Annotated in this window: 19 protein-coding genes; 16 read left to right on the top strand and 3 right to left on the bottom strand. The window is 47.3% G+C overall.

The window, feature by feature from the left end; all coding sequences use genetic code 11:
• Positions 1-35 precede the first annotated feature (35 nt).
• Both hflX and SP90_RS10255 read right to left on the bottom strand, forming a co-directional pair.
• Complete coding sequence (gene hflX / locus SP90_RS10250; protein WP_066855481.1) at positions 36-1,493, bottom strand: GTPase HflX; 1,458 nt, start codon at positions 1,491-1,493, stop codon at positions 36-38.
• Positions 1,494-2,114: 621 nt separating this feature from the next.
• The gene (locus SP90_RS10255; protein WP_066855484.1) at positions 2,115-2,714 is read right to left on the bottom strand and encodes an IMP cyclohydrolase; all 600 of its coding nucleotides are present in this window, start codon (positions 2,712-2,714) and stop codon (positions 2,115-2,117) included.
• A gap of 525 nt (positions 2,715-3,239) precedes the next feature.
• On the opposite strand from SP90_RS10255, the gene fliR reads away from it, so the two are divergent.
• From fliR to SP90_RS10335, 16 genes are all read left to right on the top strand, one after another.
• On the top strand, positions 3,240-4,010 hold the full coding sequence (fliR, locus tag SP90_RS10260; protein ID WP_331710490.1) for a flagellar biosynthetic protein FliR: 771 nt from the start codon (positions 3,240-3,242) through the stop codon (positions 4,008-4,010).
• An 18-nt stretch (positions 4,011-4,028) separates the two neighbouring features.
• Entirely contained in the window at positions 4,029-5,093 is a 1,065-nt protein-coding gene (gene flhB, locus SP90_RS10265) for a flagellar biosynthesis protein FlhB (RefSeq protein WP_066855490.1), read from the top strand.
• A 63-nt stretch (positions 5,094-5,156) separates the two neighbouring features.
• Positions 5,157-7,271, top strand: a complete 2,115-nt coding sequence (flhA, locus tag SP90_RS10270; RefSeq protein WP_066855493.1) for a flagellar biosynthesis protein FlhA — start codon at positions 5,157-5,159, stop codon at positions 7,269-7,271.
• Positions 7,272-7,273: 2 nt separating this feature from the next.
• The gene (locus SP90_RS10275; protein ID WP_066855496.1) at positions 7,274-8,347 is read left to right on the top strand and encodes a flagellar biosynthesis protein FlhF; all 1,074 of its coding nucleotides are present in this window, start codon (positions 7,274-7,276) and stop codon (positions 8,345-8,347) included.
• Positions 8,348-8,371: 24 nt separating this feature from the next.
• A complete protein-coding gene (locus SP90_RS10280) occupies positions 8,372-9,187 on the top strand; it encodes a MinD/ParA family protein (protein WP_066855499.1) in 816 nt (271 codons plus the stop codon).
• Positions 9,141-9,938, top strand: a complete 798-nt coding sequence (locus SP90_RS10285; RefSeq protein ID WP_066855502.1) for a FliA/WhiG family RNA polymerase sigma factor — start codon at positions 9,141-9,143, stop codon at positions 9,936-9,938. Before SP90_RS10280 ends, SP90_RS10285 begins: the two co-directional genes overlap by 47 nt.
• A gap of 18 nt (positions 9,939-9,956) precedes the next feature.
• Positions 9,957-10,337, top strand: a complete 381-nt coding sequence (locus SP90_RS10290) for a chemotaxis response regulator CheY (RefSeq protein WP_066855505.1) — start codon at positions 9,957-9,959, stop codon at positions 10,335-10,337.
• A gap of 133 nt (positions 10,338-10,470) precedes the next feature.
• Positions 10,471-11,196 carry a flagellar basal body-associated FliL family protein gene (locus SP90_RS10295; protein ID WP_066855508.1) on the top strand — a complete coding sequence of 242 codons (726 nt, stop codon included), beginning with the start codon at positions 10,471-10,473 and terminating at the stop codon, positions 11,194-11,196.
• A gap of 2 nt (positions 11,197-11,198) precedes the next feature.
• Positions 11,199-11,528: a hypothetical protein gene (locus tag SP90_RS10300; protein WP_066855511.1), complete on the top strand. Its 330-nt coding sequence runs from the start codon at positions 11,199-11,201 to the stop codon at positions 11,526-11,528.
• Between the two features lie 2 nt (positions 11,529-11,530).
• Positions 11,531-11,947, top strand: a complete 417-nt coding sequence (locus SP90_RS10305) for a hypothetical protein (RefSeq protein ID WP_066855514.1) — start codon at positions 11,531-11,533, stop codon at positions 11,945-11,947.
• Positions 11,948-12,011: 64 nt separating this feature from the next.
• Positions 12,012-12,884, top strand: coding sequence for a hypothetical protein (locus SP90_RS10310; RefSeq protein ID WP_066855517.1), 873 nt, complete (start codon positions 12,012-12,014; stop codon positions 12,882-12,884).
• 66 nt (positions 12,885-12,950) lie between these two features.
• On the top strand, positions 12,951-13,982 hold the full coding sequence (locus SP90_RS10315) for a tRNA dihydrouridine synthase (RefSeq protein ID WP_066855520.1): 1,032 nt from the start codon (positions 12,951-12,953) through the stop codon (positions 13,980-13,982).
• A 2-nt stretch (positions 13,983-13,984) separates the two neighbouring features.
• Positions 13,985-14,830, top strand: a complete 846-nt coding sequence (ispH, locus tag SP90_RS10320) for a 4-hydroxy-3-methylbut-2-enyl diphosphate reductase (protein ID WP_066855523.1) — start codon at positions 13,985-13,987, stop codon at positions 14,828-14,830.
• Positions 14,831-14,885: 55 nt separating this feature from the next.
• The gene (locus SP90_RS10325) at positions 14,886-15,842 is read left to right on the top strand and encodes a chemotaxis protein (protein WP_066855526.1); all 957 of its coding nucleotides are present in this window, start codon (positions 14,886-14,888) and stop codon (positions 15,840-15,842) included.
• Between the two features lie 149 nt (positions 15,843-15,991).
• A complete protein-coding gene (locus tag SP90_RS10330; protein WP_066855529.1) occupies positions 15,992-16,819 on the top strand; it encodes a TatD family hydrolase in 828 nt (275 codons plus the stop codon).
• A gap of 252 nt (positions 16,820-17,071) precedes the next feature.
• Positions 17,072-17,515 carry a response regulator gene (locus tag SP90_RS10335; RefSeq protein WP_066855533.1) on the top strand — a complete coding sequence of 148 codons (444 nt, stop codon included), beginning with the start codon at positions 17,072-17,074 and terminating at the stop codon, positions 17,513-17,515.
• A 334-nt stretch (positions 17,516-17,849) separates the two neighbouring features.
• Here SP90_RS10335 and SP90_RS10340 read toward each other — a convergent pair whose 3' ends face one another.
• Positions 17,850-18,287 (bottom strand): GNAT family N-acetyltransferase, encoded by a 438-nt coding sequence (locus tag SP90_RS10340; RefSeq protein ID WP_066855536.1) that lies wholly within the window; start codon positions 18,285-18,287, stop codon positions 17,850-17,852.
• Positions 18,288-18,401: the final 114 nt, after the last annotated feature.

Below are 18,401 nucleotides of genomic sequence, written 5' to 3' on the forward strand. Positions count from 1 at the left end.
GCAAGGGCACTTTTTTTATACACAGTAGAAAATTCTTATCTGACCATACCACGTTCCCAGTCGATACGATCAATAATCACCTGAGATAACTCATCCAGTCCCATGCGGGTCTTGGCCGCAATATGAATGGCCTTCGGATATAGATGCCTCAGGGCTTCCTGCTGTTCTTCATCAAGCGTATCCCACTTGTTCAGGATCAACAGGGTCGGAATCTCATGCAGTTCCATATCTTCAAGAATTCGCTCTACAGCAGACACCTGCTTTTCAAGCTCCGGGTGCCCAGCATCTGCAACATGAAGTAGCAAATCAGCTGCTTCCAGCTCTTCAAGCGTCGCACGAAACGCCTCACGCAACTCTTTAGGCAAGTTTCGAATAAACCCTACTGTATCCGTAAGGATAAGTTCCCGTTCTTCAGGGAAGCGCAAGCGGCGCGTTGTCGGGTCAAGTGTTGCGAATAATTTATTTTCCGCAAGCACAGTAGAGTTTGTCAACGCATTCAACGTGGTTGATTTACCAGCATTCGTATACCCAACAAGAGCAGCTACAGGAACACGAGCTTTATTACGCCGGTCACGCGCATATGCACGCTGTTTGCGCAACGTGCCAAGTTCCTTTTTAAAGCGGGCAATACGGTCACGCACCTTACGACGGTCAGTTTCAAGCTTGGTTTCACCCGGCCCACGACCACCGATACCACCCATCAGTCTGTCCATTGCGCGGTTTTTCCCAACAAGACGAGGGAGTGCGTACTGCAACTGCGCCATTTCAACCTGCAATTTCCCTGCTCGGGTTGTTGCATGCTGTGCAAAAATATCCAGAATAAGCTGGGTCCTGTCGATGACTTTTCGCTCAGTCACTTCAGTCAAGTTACGCAGCTGTGCAGGAGAAAGCTCACCATCAAAAATGATCATGGATGCGTTACCCTGCAGGCAAAGGATTTCCAACTCAGCAAGCTTACCTTTACCCATAATAAATTTGTGATTCACCTGATGCACACGCTGCACAAGACGTCCTGCAACAGAAACGCCTGCGGTATCGGCAAGATCCGCAAGCTCATTCAAGTATGATTCCTGCACATCCTTAGGCTGCGTACTGACACTGACAAGCACTGCGTGTTCGGTACCACCCTGCTTTCGAGCACCATCTGCAGTTCGTGCCAGCTCTTCTTCAAGCGCATCTGTCTGGGATTCAAAGTCAATATCAATATTATTCCATGACGTGGCCTGATGCACGTTATACGACGTACCATCCTTGGAAGGGACAGGAAGAATATGTGCTGACTGAAAATCAACAGGAGCACCCATGCCGTCAACTGTGAGTACAGAAATAGAGTCAAGACGCAGGAAAAGCATATCCATTAAATCTTCCTGCGAAAGAAGTGAATCATTCAAGTGAGTGTGAATAAGACGTAAACCGCGCAAGCGGTCGCTGCTGGAACGGGCGCGAGGAAGTTCTGGAATATAGATGGCACCAGTGTCACCCACTAGAACCATCTGCGGTTTCCCCTGACGGTCGATGAGTAATGCGATCTGTCTGCCAACGCTGCGGGAAAGAGCCGCAAGCTCATGCGCCTGATCGGAAGTATATCCCTCTTTTACTGGATAACGGCGGGCAAAAAGCCGCTGGAGAGATTTTAACTGACTCGGTTTGAGTCCCTGTGTGTTGCCGAGAACCTTTGAGGCTATGACGATACTCCTAGTTGTTTCTAGTACCTCCGGCGACGGATATCAGCAGGATGCCTCCGGCGGCCTGAGAACCTTTTTGAAAAAAGGCTTCTCTGAACTCTCCAAAAACTTTTATTAGCGAGACCAGCCCGTTTCTTATCTAGCTGGTCAGCTTCACCTACTGTCTATACCTACTCCTCAACTCCATATTCACCCTGTCGGTTTTTCAGGAGGGGGAGTCTGAGGGGGAACCTCATTTATATCGAGAACAGATAAATTAAGACAAAATCGTGCCAGTGTAAGGCTCGAGAAAAAGCCAAGGTCGATGCATACAAACCGTATGTGAGAGTTTGGCTTTTTTGAAGAAACGCAACAATGCGCGTTTTTGTCATCAATTTAAACGGGGTTTCCCCTCAGTCGCCGGAGGCACTATCTTTATATTATTCTATATTAAATATCTTTGCTTGCAAGATACTCCGTAATCATTCCATCGTACTGAGAAGTACGAGCGAATGTTTTTACAGCCATATCGCGTCGAAGCGCAAGCCCCACACGCATATCATTTTCAAGCAATTCTTTCTTTACAGTATCATACTGTGAAGGATCAGGCAGCACGAGAATGGAGTGGAAGTTTTTTGCCGCAGCACGAAGCATGCAAGGGCCACCGATATCAATTTCTTCTACAGCACCACGCAAATCAAGTCCGCGCGCAGCAGCATCCTCAAAATTATAGAGGTTCACCACAATCAGATCAAACGCTGCAATGTTGTGCTCTTTAAGCGTTTCAAGGTGTTCAGGGTTATCCTTATCAGCAAGAATACCACCGTGGATGTACGGGTTGAGTGTCTTCACCCTTCCACCAAGGATTTCTGGGAATCCGGTAACGTCACTCACAGGTGTAACCTTCAGCCCTGCTTCTTTGAGCATACGTGCGGTACCGCCAGTAGAAACCAGCTCTACACCCTGCTCGCTCAAAAATGTCGCAAACTCGACAAGTCCAGTCTTATCTGTAGCACTCAACAGTGCCCGCTTAATAGGCAAAAGGTCCATTACTTCTCCAAGAGTTGTGAATCCAGTCTGTTACAAACTTAAGACTGTTGACAAAATCCTCACCCGCCAGATTGAGACAAATCTGAGCAGTGCAAGGAATGCAAAAAAGGTCAGAAAAAACGCATAGCTCAACATATGTAAGCGTCAGACTTTTTCGCAATGACGCCGCAATGGGCGAGTTTGTCAGCAATCTGAAACTTCCTTCTCGCACAGCGTAACCATTCTGTGCAATTACAATGTCATACAACATTTTTTAGTGTCGACAAAACAATTGCAGCTCATTGAGACAACATCACAAGCATCGTGGGAATAGAACAGTCAATGCGTTGCAGTATATCCCCGCCGGATGCATAGAGAGTTGTCATCAATCTGCGTGGATTGCCAGAATCATACCTGCTTTGCAAGAGCGTCATCCATCTGACAGGTTGAGACAGTTTGAGATGTCCCAACAAGCGGAAAACCCTAGCAGACAAGGACTGGCGCAACTCTTGCTTATCTTTATATATGGACATCTTTAATTTTGATATGGCAGAATTCTTCAGTTTTCTGCTCACACTCATGCGCCTCAGCCTTGTGGTCTTTCTGCTTCCTTTTTTTGAAGGCAGAACCATTCCGAACATGGTCAAGGCTGCTGTGTGCCTCATGCTCACACTTGCCGTATTTCCGGCATTATCTCTCGAAGCCTCTGCTTTTCCTGCCCATCCCTTGGAAATTGCAGTTGTGCTCCTCAGTGAAATATTACTGGGGGTAATGCTCGGGCTTGCCGTTAAATTCATTTTTGCAGGCATCAGAACTGGCGGTCAGGTAATCGGCTTCCAGATGGGTTTTTCCATGCTTACCCTTGCAAACCCGTCATCCGGTGAGCAGGAAGGTATCACGTCCATTCTGCTGTATCAGTTGAGCTTTACCGTTTTCATCGTTGCAAACGGTCATCTGTATCTCATCAAAGCTCTGACAGAATCATTCGACTTAATCCCACCCGGAGGGCTTATTCTCTCCGCAAAGGTGGGGCAACATATTCTGGCCTTGTCTCTCACTATGTTTGTTCTGGCTATTAAAGTAGCCGCACCAGTCATGATATCTCTTCTGCTGGTTGAACTCACACTTGGTCTTATGGGACGCGCAGCACCGCAGATGAACCTGCTTATGCTTGGTTTTCCAGTCAAAATTGCTGTCGGCCTCGTTTTTATCGGCATGCTGTTCACTCTCATGGGACAGCGGATGGAAGAACTTATTGCCAGCCTCGGCCCTATGTTCTCTACGCTTATTAAAGCCGGTTCTCCGTTACTCCAGTAATCAACAGGATACTCAGCCATGCCACAAAGTGATCCGAGTAAAACTGAAAAGGCGACGCCCAAGAAGCGGGAAAAGACCCGCGAAGACGGTGACGTCGCCAAGTCGCAAGAAGTTCCTAAAGCCGCGACCACCCTTGCAGGTATCATTATCCTGTACGGGTGGATGGGCACTATTAATGAACGTACACAGCATATTATGCGTCAATGTTATACATTTGACGCATCACTGGATATGTCCATGCAGTCTGCCATTACGTTCATTAACCAGATTGCGTTTGAACTCGCACTCATGCTCGTTCCAATCTTCTTATTCCTGTTCCTTTTTGCAGGAATGTCCATGCGCATGCAGGTAGGTCACCTTTGGACCATGAAGGTGTTCAAACCCAAATGGAGCAAGTTCAACCCTATTAAGGGTATGAAAAACATGTTCCTGTCCATGCAAACACTCGTTCGCCTGATTAAGAGCATTGTTTTTGCGCTTGTTATCGGCATTGCCCCGTACCTTGTCATAACAGACGAAATGGACAGCTTTATCCTTCTGTACAACGCAAGTCCGGAAGGTATCGCCATGTACATGCTCGATCTTGTGTTCAGGGTATCCTTATATGGTGTGCTCGCAATGCTGATAGTCAGTCTTGGTGACTTCTTCTACTCCCGCTGGGACTACGAAGAAAACATCAAGATGTCCAAAGACGAGGTAAAAGACGAACATAAGCAGATTGAAGGTGACCCGAAAGTCCGCTCACAGCAGCGTCAAAAAATGAACGAGATGTCTCAGCAGCGTATGATGCAGGATGTCCCGAGTGCTGACGTTGTTATCACAAACCCTACACATATTTCTGTAGCGCTCCGCTACAACGCCATGGAAGCACCAGCCCCTGTGGTTGTTGCCATGGGCGCAGATCACCTTGCGAAAAAGATCAGAGAACTTGCTAAAGAAAATGACATTCCTATGCGAGAAAACGTCCCTCTGGCACGCGCTTTGTATAAGTCAGTAAAGGTGGGTGATCAAATTCCGGAAGATCTCTACAAAGCTGTAGCTTCCATCCTTGCTTCACTCAGTAAGTACAAACAAAAACAGTAGGTTATCAGGAACAACTGATTCAATTCAGGCGTTACTTAACTTTTCTAAAAAGGTGTCGGAATTATGGCTGCCAGCGCAAATGCTTCATCAATCAATTACGAACGCTTCTCACAGCACGGGGACCTGCTTCTTGCAGGCGGTGTGGTGCTCATTCTCTTTGTAATGCTCATCCCAATCCCTACTCTGCTTATGGACGTCATGCTCAGCATGTCCATCTCATTGGCGTTACTGGTGCTCGTAACATCTATGTTCATCAAGTCGCCGCTGGAATTCTCTATTTTCCCGACTCTGCTGCTCGTTACCACTTTGTTCCGCCTTGCGCTGAACGTGGCAACAACACGACTGATTCTGCTGCACGGCAGTGAAGGGCCGGATGCTGCGGGTAGCGTGATTCAATCCTTCGGACAATTTGTTGTCGGTGGTAACTATGTTATTGGTATCGTAATTTTCGCCATTCTGTTCATCCTGAACAAGATGGTTATTACCTCCGGTACAACACGTATCGCCGAAGTTGCAGCCCGATTCACCCTTGATGCTATGCCGGGTAAGCAAATGGCGATTGAGGCAGACTTGAACGCAGGTCTCCTTGACGAAAAAACTGCTACACAGCGCCGTGAAACCATCCGCCGCGAAGCTGACTTCTACGGTGCAATGGATGGTGCGGGTAAGTTTGTTCAGGGTGACGTAATGGCGGGTCTGCTCATTACTATTGTTAACATCACCGCAGGTATCCTGATTGCTGTTTTCCAGAAAGGCATGCCGTGGTCTGACGCTCTGTCCACATACACTCTGCTTACTGTTGGTGACGGTCTTGTATCCACCATTCCTTCCCTCATTATTTCCACTGCTGCCGGTATCATCGTATCCCGTGCTGCTGCAGAAGCAAAAATGGGTGAAGAATTTATCGGTCAGCTTACATTCAACTCTAAAGCACTCAACCTTGTAGGTTGTGTACTTCTCGTATTCGCTCTGGTTCCGGGTATGCCGTTCATCGCATTCAGCTTCTTTGCAATCTGCATGTTCGTCATTGCCCGCTTAACGTCCAATGCAAGTGCAGACGTTGCTCAGCGTACTGGGGCAAGTGCAGGCGCCTCCGGCGAAGCTGAAGGCGAAGACGCACAGGAAGCCCTTGATACACCGGAAGCAGTACAGTCTCTTCTTCCACTGGATACTCTGGAACTGGAAGTGGGCTACGGTCTTATCCCGCTTGTGGACGAATCACAGGATGGCAACCTGCTCTCCCGTATCAGAACAATCCGCAGACAGTTTGCACTGGATATGGGTGTTGTTGTTCCGTCACTGCACCTGCGTGACAACCTGCAGCTCAAGCCGGGACAGTACACAGTACTCATTAAAGGCAACGAAATGGCCGGTGCTGAAATCCTTATCGATCACTTCCTTGCAATGGATCCGGGCGACGCCCGTCACTCCATTAAAGGCATTGAGACCCGCGAACCAGCATTTAACCTGCCAGCTCTCTGGGTACCGGAAGCACAGAAAGAAGAAGCAGTTCTTGCAGGCTACACTGTTGTTGATCCATCCACTGTTATCGCAACACACCTTACCGAGGTATTCAAACGCAGCCTTGCCGACTTCCTTGGTCGTCAAGAAATACAGGCTCTTCTGGATAACCTTGCCAAACATGCACCAAAAGCTGTGGAAGAACTGGTACCGAATGTACTTACACTGGGTGTTGTGCAGAAAGTTCTGCAGAACCTCGTTAGAGAAAATATTTCAATCCGCGATTTGCTCACAATTGTTGAAACCCTCGCGGATTACGGAACAAGCGTTAAAAACCCGGAAGTGCTCACCGAGTATGTCCGCGAACGCTTATCCCGTACAATTGTTAGACCGTACATGGATCAGGAGAACACTCTCCCGATCATCATGCTGGAACCCGATGTGGAAAGAACTGTTTCGGAAGCTATCCGACAGACGGAAGGCGGTGCATACCTTGCACTTGACCCTGCCACAGCCCAGCACGTGATTCAGGCCGTAAACTCAGCTGTTGAAAATGCAGTAGTCAATGACGGGCAGCCGGTTCTTCTGACCTCCCCGATGGTACGTCCGCATCTTTCACAATTGATTATGCGATTTATCCCTAACATTCCGGTTTTATCTCAAGCAGAAATACCTGCAGACATTCGTTTGAACACTGTTGGTAATGTAGGAATCTAATTATGCAGGTCAAAACATTTTCAGGACAGACAACACGTTCCGTTCTCGCCCAGATCAAACAGGAAATGGGCGAAGAGGCAGTTATCCTTTCCAAACAGGAAGGCAAAGACGACGACAGCCGTTGGTGCCAGATTACAGCTGGTGTAGAACGCGCCGTTGATGAAATTCAGGAAACTGAAACTCAAGAATATGAAGCACCTTCCGCATGGGGTCGCTGGCATGAAGAATGGTCCGAGATTAAAGAGTACATTGCGGAACTCGTAAAACCTCGTCTCCAGCTTCACAAACTTTCCCCGCGCCAGCGTCTTGCACTGGAACATCTCCAGCGTCATGACGTGGACGACACTGTTATTTTACGTCTGCTGCGTCCGCTTAAAAAGGATGCAGGTATGTCTATCCTTTCTCCACTCGGTGACTTGATCACCTTTACACCGTGGGGTGAGAACTGGGCATCAAAGGTACATACATTTGTCGGTCCGTTCGGCGTAGGTAAAACCAGTGCTGCAGTACGTATGGCACTGGAACTGCGCAAACAGAATCAATCCATGCGTATCTGCTTTATTAACGCGGATTGTGAACGAGGTAACGGAAGACTCCTGCTCAGACACTATGCACAACTTTGTGACATGGGGTATTACGAAATCCGTGACAGTATCAGTTTTGCAAATACTATTCGTGATGCTGCTAAAAGTTATGATCGTATCATTATCGATATGCCTGGACTGGGTCTTCGTGACTCTTTCAAAGAGCAGATTGAACATTTTGGATTACATGCAATCCGCGAAAATACATTCCACAGAGTTCTTTGTCCGACTCAAAGTAACAAACAACTTACCGCGACACTTGAAAAGTACCGTGCAATCAAGGGTGGAAGCATTGTCTGGACTAAGCTCGACGAAGCTTGTACATTCGGGACGATAATCAATACAGCAGTTTCTACCGGTCTTCCTGTATCTGCATTCTCTTACGGAGCCGGTCTTAAAGAGACGCTTTCTCCGGCAAAAGATGTAATGCTGTGGAGACTTATTTTTAAAAACCAGCTTCCGGGCGAATATACAATTCACCAGAATGCCTAATGGCATATTGGAGATTTTATACATATGAGTGGCAACCTTCCTCTTGTCCTGTCTGTCACCTCCGGTAAAGGGGGCGTAGGCAAAACAAACCTTTCTGTTAACCTTGCGTATTCACTTGCGCAGCGGGGCAAACGAGTTGTTTTGCTTGATGCAGATTTAGGACTTGCAAACGTAGATGTTTTGCTCGGGCTTACGCCTGAACGAAATCTCTTTCACTTATTCAGCGAAGGGGTTGCCCTTTCCGATATTCTGTACTCCACCCCGTATGGATTTGATATTCTTCCTGCTTCTTCAGGCATTGGTGACATGCTTACGCTTTCCACCGGCCAGAAACTTGACTTGCTCGAGTCCATGGACACGCTTGAAGACAATGTAGATTTTCTTATTGTAGATACGGGGGCAGGTATTAACGACAATGTGCTGTATTTCAATATTGCAGTACAGGAACGCATTGTTGTTCTTACAGCAGAGCCGACATCTCTTACCGATGCGTACTCTCTCATTAAAGTAATGAAATTGAACCACGGTGTTGAGCATTTTAAAGTTGTGGTGAACATGGCTGCGTCTGAAAAAGCAGCACGCGAAATGTTTATCCGTCTGTACTCTGCCTGTGACCACTTCCTGTCTGGAGTTTCTTTGGATTATGCGGGCTTTTTGCCGCAGGATCCTGCTGTGCGTAAAGCTATTGTGGCTCAACGTCCTGTGTGTCAACAGAATCCTGCTGCTCCGGTTTGCCAGGCTATCGGCAATCTTGCAGATAAGATTCAAAATTGGGAAATATCTTCGAACCTTGATGGAAATATCAAGTTTTTCTGGAAAAAGCTCCTCTTCCAGCAGTAAAGCCTGGGAGTTACTGGAGTCCGGCGAGAAGGCCTGGGGCATCATGACAGACTACGAGCAAGAAGCTGTAGTCCGCCACTATGCGCCTAAGGTTCGGTACCTTGCATCACGTCTGAAAGTTAAGCTTCCTAAAAATGTGGAGCTTGGTGAACTTATCAGCGCGGGTACTCTTGGGCTCATGGAATCGCTGGGCAAGTTCAAACCGGAGATGGGCATCAAGTTCGATACGTACGCAGAAAACCGCATCCGCGGGGCTATGCTGGACGAATTGCGGCGCCTTGACTGGTTCCCGAGAAGCTTACGCCAACGCGTAAGACAAATCGAAGAAGCCATGCAGCAGGTGGAGAACGATAAAGGACGTTCTGCAACTGAAGAAGAACTGCAAGAAGCAACTGGTTTAGACAGAGCTGGAGTCCGTGAAGGGCTTGTTGCATTGCAAAGCCAATTGTGTCTCAATCTGGATCTCATTCAGGACACTGTCTCTTCAGACGAATTAAGTGACGCTGACAGCCAACCTTTTAAGAAAACTGCTTCAAAAGAAACATTATATCAGATTTCACAACTAGTTGAACAATTGACACCTAGGGAAAAGTTGGTATTGTCCCTTTACTATAGTGATGATTTGAATATGCGTGAAGCAGCAGAGGTTATGGGGGTTACTGAGGGTCGCATTTCACAATTGCACTCTCAAGCGCTACTGAAGCTACGTAATAATTTTTATGCGGTGCATGGAAAAGACAGCGGACTATAAAGACTGAAGGAGTCTATCATGGGCTTTGATCCTAATATGCGTGTTCTTGTTGTAGACGATTTCTCTACCATGAGACGAATTGTTAAAAATATTCTTCGTCAGCTAGGATTCACCAACATGGTGGAAGCTGATGACGGAACTACTGCATGGGAAACTCTTAACAAAGACCGTATCGATTTTATTATTTGTGATTGGAATATGCCGCAAATGACCGGTATTGAACTGCTCAGAAAAGTTCGCAGCAGTGAGGAATTTGCAGATCTTCCTTTCTTGATGGTTACTGCAGAAGCACAGCAAGAGAACATTATCGAAGCTGTACAAGCAAAAGTTTCCAACTACGTGGTTAAGCCGTTTACAGCAGAAATTATGAAGCAGAAGATCGATAAGATTTTCCCATAATTTATCTAACTGCTCATAGAAATAACGCACTCCGGTTTAGGAAACCACTACGCGCAATCGAAGCGCCTGTTGTCTCCTATGCCGGATTGCCTTGTTTTTATGGTACGGCCACAAAACGCAGGTTAGGTATTCAATGGCAAAAGCTCCAACAAACAGACCCGGTAGACCCGGTAAGAAAAAGGCTCAACTAGACGTGGACACCCTAGCTACAGCAGAATCCAGAAGGCTGACCAAAGATGACAAGGTTGAACTTGATCTTGATGATGCGCCTTTCTTAATGGAGGACGAGGAAGAGGAAGATGAGCAGGTTTTTGACGATGCTGCTTCAGCAATCACCGCTGACTCATTCTCTGGCTCCACCGATCTGGACGAGGACGAAGCCGCTGCAAAAGCAAAAAAACGCAAGCGGATGTTTATCGGACTCGGAGTTCTTGCTCTCATATTTATTGCTGTCGGTTGGAACTATCTCAGTCCGAGCAAAGCCCCTGTTGCTGTAAAGCGTATCGTAAAAAAAGAACGCGGAAAATATGATACTCCGCCGATTGTCAGAAAAGACAAGTTTGACGTTACATGGGAGCCGTTCTGGGTTGAGCAAAAAGATAACGAAGCAAAAATACGCTTCCTTGTCTGCAAATTTGCTGTGTACACCGACATTGAAAAGCTTGCATGGGAAGCAAAGAACAAAAAAGTTACGCTTCGCGACGCTATTTTCTACTACCTTCGAAACAAGGATCTCAGATTCCTTTCTGACAAAGGCAATGTAGAATTGCTTAAAACTGACTTGCTGGGTGTAGTAAACCAGTACATGGGTAGCGGACAGTTCAAAGAAGTCTTCATTGAAAACTATCTGGTTAAATAGCCATGTCTATTGAAACTGATATTCCGTTAGTGCTCCAGCAAATGGGGCGCGTTCAGAAGATTGCAGAACAGGAAAAGTCACGTCCCGAGAGGCAGCAGGCAGCAACCCGTGAAGCCGCACGACGGGGGGGCGAGCTGGCACGTGATCATGTGGCTGAAACACATGCTACAGAACAGTCTCATCTTGATGTAGATGAGGACGGTCGCGGTCAGCAATTTCATCAACACCTTTCCGCCGATTCCAGAATGGAAGAAGAGTCCGATCAGGAAGTTGAAACTCAACCTACATCTGAAAGCGCTTGGCAAGGCAAAATTATTGATACTAAAGTATAACCATGACATTTTCTCAGCTTATTTTGATCTTTCTCAGCGCCTCAGAAGTGCTGCTGCTTGGCCTTCTTGTTGTTTTTTATCTTCGTCTGCGTAAAAGCGAAGCGCTTCTTACCTCTATGCAGTCCGGTCAGGAAGCGTTGGTTGCGAAAATGCATTTCAATGCAGAACTGGAACAGGAAATTGTCGAGTCCTTTACCCAGCGCCAGAGAGAACTTCAGGAACTTGAAACTCAGCTGGAAGCCCGTGCTGACGAGCTGCGCACTTTGCTTGAGCAGGCAGAAGCCATCAGTCGTTCTCCTCAGTTCCTGCGCGAATTGATCTTAACAGGACGAAAAAAAGGTCAAACTATTCCGCAACTTGCTAAGGCAACAAACCTTTCCATTGACGAAGTTGAGCTTATTCTCATGAAAGCTGAGTAGGACACCTGCTACTTCATGACAGCCATTTTACTGTTTTCTTATCAGCCAACCGGCAAGGTGTTCCATGCGCATTACCCGCAACAGCAACCCCTATGGCGGCAGCCAGTCTTCTACCACAACCAATCGCGGTGCAATCTTCAAGCGAAAGGTTAAGGTAGGACAGCTTCTCAAAGGGCGCATGTTGCGCATTGAGCAGGAAGGCTTTGCATGGGTATTGATAGGAGACATGGAGTTACTGGCTCAGGTTGAGAATATGCCTGAGCCGGGAGAATGGCTTGATTTTCTGGTGCTCTCACTAGAGCCTTCTGTTCTTCTGCGCCAGCTTCAACACGGTTCTGACCCGCGAGGAAGTATCTTTCTTCGAGATTATATACGCTCCTACCTTACCCAGCGGGACAAGCTGGACACGCTGCTCGCATCCACTCTCTGGAACACAGTCCCTGCCCCTGAAGAAAGTCCGGTTGAAACGCACCACACCACCCTACTCAATTTTTTGACACAAACTCCAGCTGCACTTGACCAGTTTACCCGTGTGATGCGGTTGCAGACCAGTGTGCAACACATGGTTACAGCAGCAGGACACGGTACATTTCATTATATGCCGTGGCTTATGCCCGCTGCAAAAGGGGTTGAGCTCCTCATTTCCAGACCGGAAAACAATATTTGCACCGTCACCGCAGGTGTAATATTAGAGGGTGCACAGCATGTACTTACAACTGGTCAAATGAACCTTTCTGCAACCCCTGTTACCTTCGCTTTCCGGCACCTGCTTGATAAAAACTGCAAAGCAGGTCACAACACCTCTCGAGCACACAGCGCGACAACTCACTGTACCTGCCTTGGCACAGCTGAACTACCTGCAGGCGCTCATGACATTCTGTCTCTCATTTTCAAAGAGATCCCTACACAGCGCAGAGGACTCAACGTACGCGCCTGATCCTGTCTGCACGGCATCCCTGTGTGCACATGCGTAATTTAAAAATTTCAAAACGGTACTCCATATATGCAGTATACTGATAATACAGGCTTAAACATAAGCCCTGACCGCCCATGGCTTGCGCCCCTTGCCGGTTATTCTGACCTTTGCTTCAGGCTCCTGTGCAAGGAATTCGGTGCAGCTGTTGTCTGCTCTGAAATGGTCAGCGCCAAAGGCCTCTACTACAAAAGCAACAACACCCATAAGCTTCTCGAAACCACAGAAAAAGAATCTCCTGCTGTTTTCCAGCTTTTCGGGAATGATGCAGACATCATGTCACATGCCATGGAACCGCTTGTGAAAGCCGGATACAAATGGTTTGATCTAAACATGGGTTGCTCTGTCCGCAAAGTATTCAAGCAGGGATGCGGCTCTTCCATGATGCGCGATATTGAAAATTCAGTGCGCGTCGCAAAGGCCATGATTAGCATCGGGGGCAAGGGAAAAGTTGGCTTCAAATTCCGCCTCGGTGTAGACTCTGAGCAGGAAGTATACAAAGAGCTGGCACTGCGACTGGAAGATGCTGGTGCAGGATGGCTTACATTGCATCCGCGCACCGCCGCTCAAGGTTTTTCAGGCACAGCCCGATGGTCAGCCATTAAAGAACTTGTTGAGGCTGTATCCATTCCTGTTATTGCAAGCGGTGATTTGCTGGAACCTGAAGACGGTGTGAGATGCGTCAAAGAAACCGGTGCTGCTTCTGTTATGTTTGCACGCGGCGCCATAGGCAACCCTGCTATCTTTGATGAGTACATCACCCTGTACAAGGGGGAAACTCTCAGACGCCCCGACCCGCTTAAAACTATGCATCTTATTCAGCGCCACAAAGAACTGGCGCGTGTGTACACCAACGAGCGTAGCGCCCTGTTTAAAATGCGCACGTTTGTTCCACGGTATGTACGCTTATTCAAGGGTGCCAAAGCGCTGAGGCAGCAGCTTTCAACCTGTACTGACTGGGAACAGTTGGATGCAGTGATTAAAGAATTTTTTGACCGGTGCGAAGCGGTAGATCTGGATGAAATTTCAGAAACCATCAGCATGCAGGATACAACGGAGTAGACATGGAAGTTCGCAGAGCAAAAACATCCGGCTTTTGTTTCGGCGTTTCTTTGGCATTGGAAAAGCTTGATGCAGAAGTAGAGAAACACGACACCAAAATTGCCACACTGGGACCGATCATTCATAACCCGCAGGTTCTTAAGCGATATGAAGACCTTAATGTCCGATGTCTGGAAAATGCCGAGGAAGCAAACGCTGACGAGCGTGTTGTCATTCGTGCTCATGGCATTCCGCGCGAAACTGAAACAGCATTATCTGAATCCTGTGAAGAAGTTGTGGATGCAACATGCCCTAAAGTTAAACGGGCTCAACTCGGCATTTTCAACATGATTCGAAAAGGTTGTTTTCTGCTGTTGTATGGAGAAAAAGACCATCCTGAAGTCCGCGGCCTCATGAGTTACGCAGGGGATAAAGCATTCTTGTTTAATTCACTTGAAGAGCTCAAGAAATTCCCGCTTTCTGCCGATATAGATTATTGTCTTGCTGCGCAGACAACGCAGGACAGAGAGGAATTTGCCCGGATAGATGAGTACCTGCAGGGTCAACTACAAGAACACCTTCAAGTACTTAATACTATTTGTAATGCAACGAGGGAACGGCAACAGGAAGCCATTGCACTTGCGAAAGAAGTGGATGCAATGGTTGTTGTGGGGGGCTACAGCAGCGGGAACACCCGCCGGCTTGCAGATGTTTCCCGTGCACAAGGGTGCCTTACCTTCCATGTTGAACAACCGGAAGAACTTTCAGAAGCAGATTTTTCAGGCATGAAAGTAGTAGGGCTTACCGCCGGTGCTTCAACCCCGCGTTCGATCATCGATGCAACGGAAGAATTCCTTAAGAAGTTGTAGAAATACACTATTTTTATTAGTCTGCGCCAATTAGAACTACGCACCGGAGAACGCCATGCAGACAAACATACTTTTAGAATCCGGCACAAATGAGCTGGAAATTGTTGAATTTTTCCTGGATGAGATCGAAATAGACGGCACGAGCTACCGTGGATACTATGGAGTTAACGTAGCAAAAGTGCTTGAAATTATTCGTATGCCTACTGTCACAGAGCTTCCTGAAAGTGGTCACTCATGTATTTTGGGCGCATTTAACCTTCGCTCACAGGTTATTCCGCTTGTGGATCTTTCCATGTGGCTTGGAAAACACCGCGAAGAAAATGAACCGCCAAAGGTCATCGTAACTGAATTCAACAACGTATGTACCGCATTTCAGGTATCCGGCGTTAACCGCATCCACCGCATCAGCTGGGAAGAAGTGGAACCGCCAAGCAGCTATGTTGCCAACTTAAGCAACCAGTCCATTACCGGCGTGGTAAAAATTAACGACCGTATTATCTTCCTGCTTGATCTTGAACGCATTGTTGCCAACTTGAACCCAGATCTTGCTCTCAAGCTTGATGATGCCATCGACTGGTCAGACGGGGAACAGCGCCGTGCGCTGATCACAGATGACTCCGGTCTTATCCGTGAAATGCTCACCGACCTGATGGAAAAAGCAAACTTCCAGGTCGAAGCACATAACAACGGCAGAGAAGCATGGGACAGGCTGCAGCAGCTAAAAACCCTTTCAGAACAGAACCAGCGACAGCTTACAGACTACGTTCAGGTTGTTGTCTCTGACATTGAAATGCCTGCAATGGACGGTCACTCCTTATGTAAATCCATTAAGGAAGACCCTGTCCTAAAACAGCTTCCAGTTGTCCTGTTCTCATCCATCATTACCGACAAGCTCCGCCACAAAGGCGAAGCTGTAGGTGCTGACCTGCAGGTTTCTAAACCTGAGGTAACCCTGCTTGCACAGCGCGCAATTACGCTTATTGATGAGCGCCGTCAGCAAAAGTCTGCATAACCGCAGCGACCATATAAAAACGACAAGGGTGGAGCATACAAGCTCTGCCCTTTTTTATTTCTATGGACAGCCGCACCCATCACTATCATAATCAACGGCTCCATGAACATTAAAGCTGGCTCCAGTCAGTTTACGCAGGATATATAGCAATGGGTAAAAAGAAAAATTCCAAACCGGCTCCACTTCCGCAGAGCCTTTCACTTCCCCTTACCGGTGTGGAATCACACGCGCACCTTGATTTAAAGCCGTTCTCTTCTGACATTGAAGAAGTGCTTGAACGCGCAAAAGAATCCGGTGTCCGCTACATCTGTAACGTTTTTCTCGGTCACGAGGCATGGAAGAATAACCGTCATCTCTTTGAGGAGCATGACGAAGTCTTCTTTATTGTGGGAACACATCCAAGCCACTCTGACCAATGTACTGATGCAGAACTGGACGCCATGAAAGCAGCGTTTGCAGAGGACAGCAGATTGCGGGGTATCGGTGAAATCGGACTGGACTACTACTGGGATCATTTTCCGCGTGAAGAGCAGAAAGAAGTCTTTGTTAAACAGCTTCACCTTGCAAAAGAACTCAACACTCGCGTGATCATTCATTCCCGCGACGCCGCTGAAGATACTATTGCAGTCCTGGAAGCTGAAGGATTTGTTGATTACCCTGTCCTATGGCATTGTTTTGGCGGAAACGCCGAGCTTGCTGAGCGTATCGTGAAAAACGGCTGGTACCTTTCTATTCCCGGCACAGTGACCTATCCGAAAAACGAAGAAGCACGCGAAGCCCTGAAAGTTATTCCGCTTGATCGTATGCTGGTGGAAACAGACTGCCCGTACCTGACTCCGGTTCCATACCGTGGCAAGCGTAACGAACCTGCATACACTGTATTTACGGCAGAATGCATTGCAAAAGAACTCGGCATGGAAACTGAGAAACTCTGGACAACCTGCGGCAACAATGCGATCCGCTTTTTCGGTTTATAGTACTGGTTGCATCACGCACCCTGTCATCGCATTTTCTTTTCCAGATTGGGGCAACGCATTGACGTTGGCTCAATCTGGATTTTTTATTCTTCGCTAAGAAGGGCGAGGCTTGAATGTGACCTCTATGAGACTACCCGTCTACACTCGCCATGACGTACTTGCGGTGTGTCTTCGTTTATTATCTCCACAATACTCTGTTATCTGCTCACTATCCTGCGATATAGTTATCTATTCCATCCAGAGGATACCTATATGGCACCTACAATTCTCGTCATCACAAGTAATATTGAAGAGCAGGTACACCTGCTGCTTCTGCTCATCGCTGCAAACTATCACCCCACCTGCTGCGACAGCCTGCCCTCAGCGCTAACAGCTCTTGCTGACACCAAGTATGATCTAATTCTAACCGATGCCGTTATTTTGGATGCTCCTCCGCAAAAAATGGCCGCTGTAGAATTTACCTCACTGCTCAAAGAAACGTCCGGCAATTCCTCCACTCCGGTGCTGGTTACCGGTGCCATGATTTCATTGCAGCACATTATGGACACCTTACGCAGCGGCGTTGCCCGATTTATCCCTAAACCATACACCTCTTCTGAACTGCTTGAAACAATAGCAGCAGAGCTCAACCTCTCAGCCCACCTCAAGACACGATCAGCAAGAATTGAATTTCAACATCATGCCAAAACGCTCTAAAAAATCATTAGAATGAATTATTCTGATGATAACTTGCACCGTAACCACCAAATTTCATGGATAGTACTTGGGTCAATACTCTGTTCATGCTATAGATTATGCGGTTTCACAAACCAAACACACAACTAAATCGCCTAATGGAACTTCATGGTTTTCAGCCATGACTGAGAATCAGTGAGGGGACGCGCAAGCATGGTTTGCTCAACAGCTTTCCATGCTTGTTTCTTTGTGTGCCTATCATAAAAAAAGTCCCTTCTCCGTATTTTCAACGAAGAAGGGACTTCATACTTTCAGTGACTTACTACTATTCTGATAAAACCTAGCACAACAAGAGTTATAACCGTAACTCCATATCGACTGCTGGCAAATCGAGAATATCCAGCTTCTTTGCTTCTCCGACTCTATGAAAACCGAACCGCTCAAAAAAAGGAACTGCCTCTGGCGTGGATTCCAGCTCTATCTTAACAGCACCTTTTTCTTTTGAAGCTTCCACAAATTTTTTTAGTAAAGAGGAACCGACACCCGAAAAACGAAACTCTTCTCCCACAACCATGTGTGACAGTCTGGCCACGTCCCCCACTATTGTCAGACGACCGCAGCCAAGTAATGTTCTGTTCTTCAAGGCAATCAGCAACGTGCTTGTATCTTCCAAATCATCCAGAATATATGAACGGGTCACCCGCCCCACCGGATATAAGTCCACCTGCCGCATGGCCACTGTCGGCTCATACAGGTCATGCTCTTTGTCTATTTCCTCAACAGAATACAGCATAAAAGGCTTCCCCCGAAGTGCTTTTTATATTTCAACCTGACCATGAAATTACCATAAACGAACGTATGGAGCACATCGGAATCTACAACTTATCACTAACGGAGTCTAATCACC

The organism is Halodesulfovibrio spirochaetisodalis, from assembly GCF_001672295.1.
Taxonomy (GTDB): domain Bacteria; phylum Desulfobacterota; class Desulfovibrionia; order Desulfovibrionales; family Desulfovibrionaceae; genus Halodesulfovibrio; species Halodesulfovibrio spirochaetisodalis.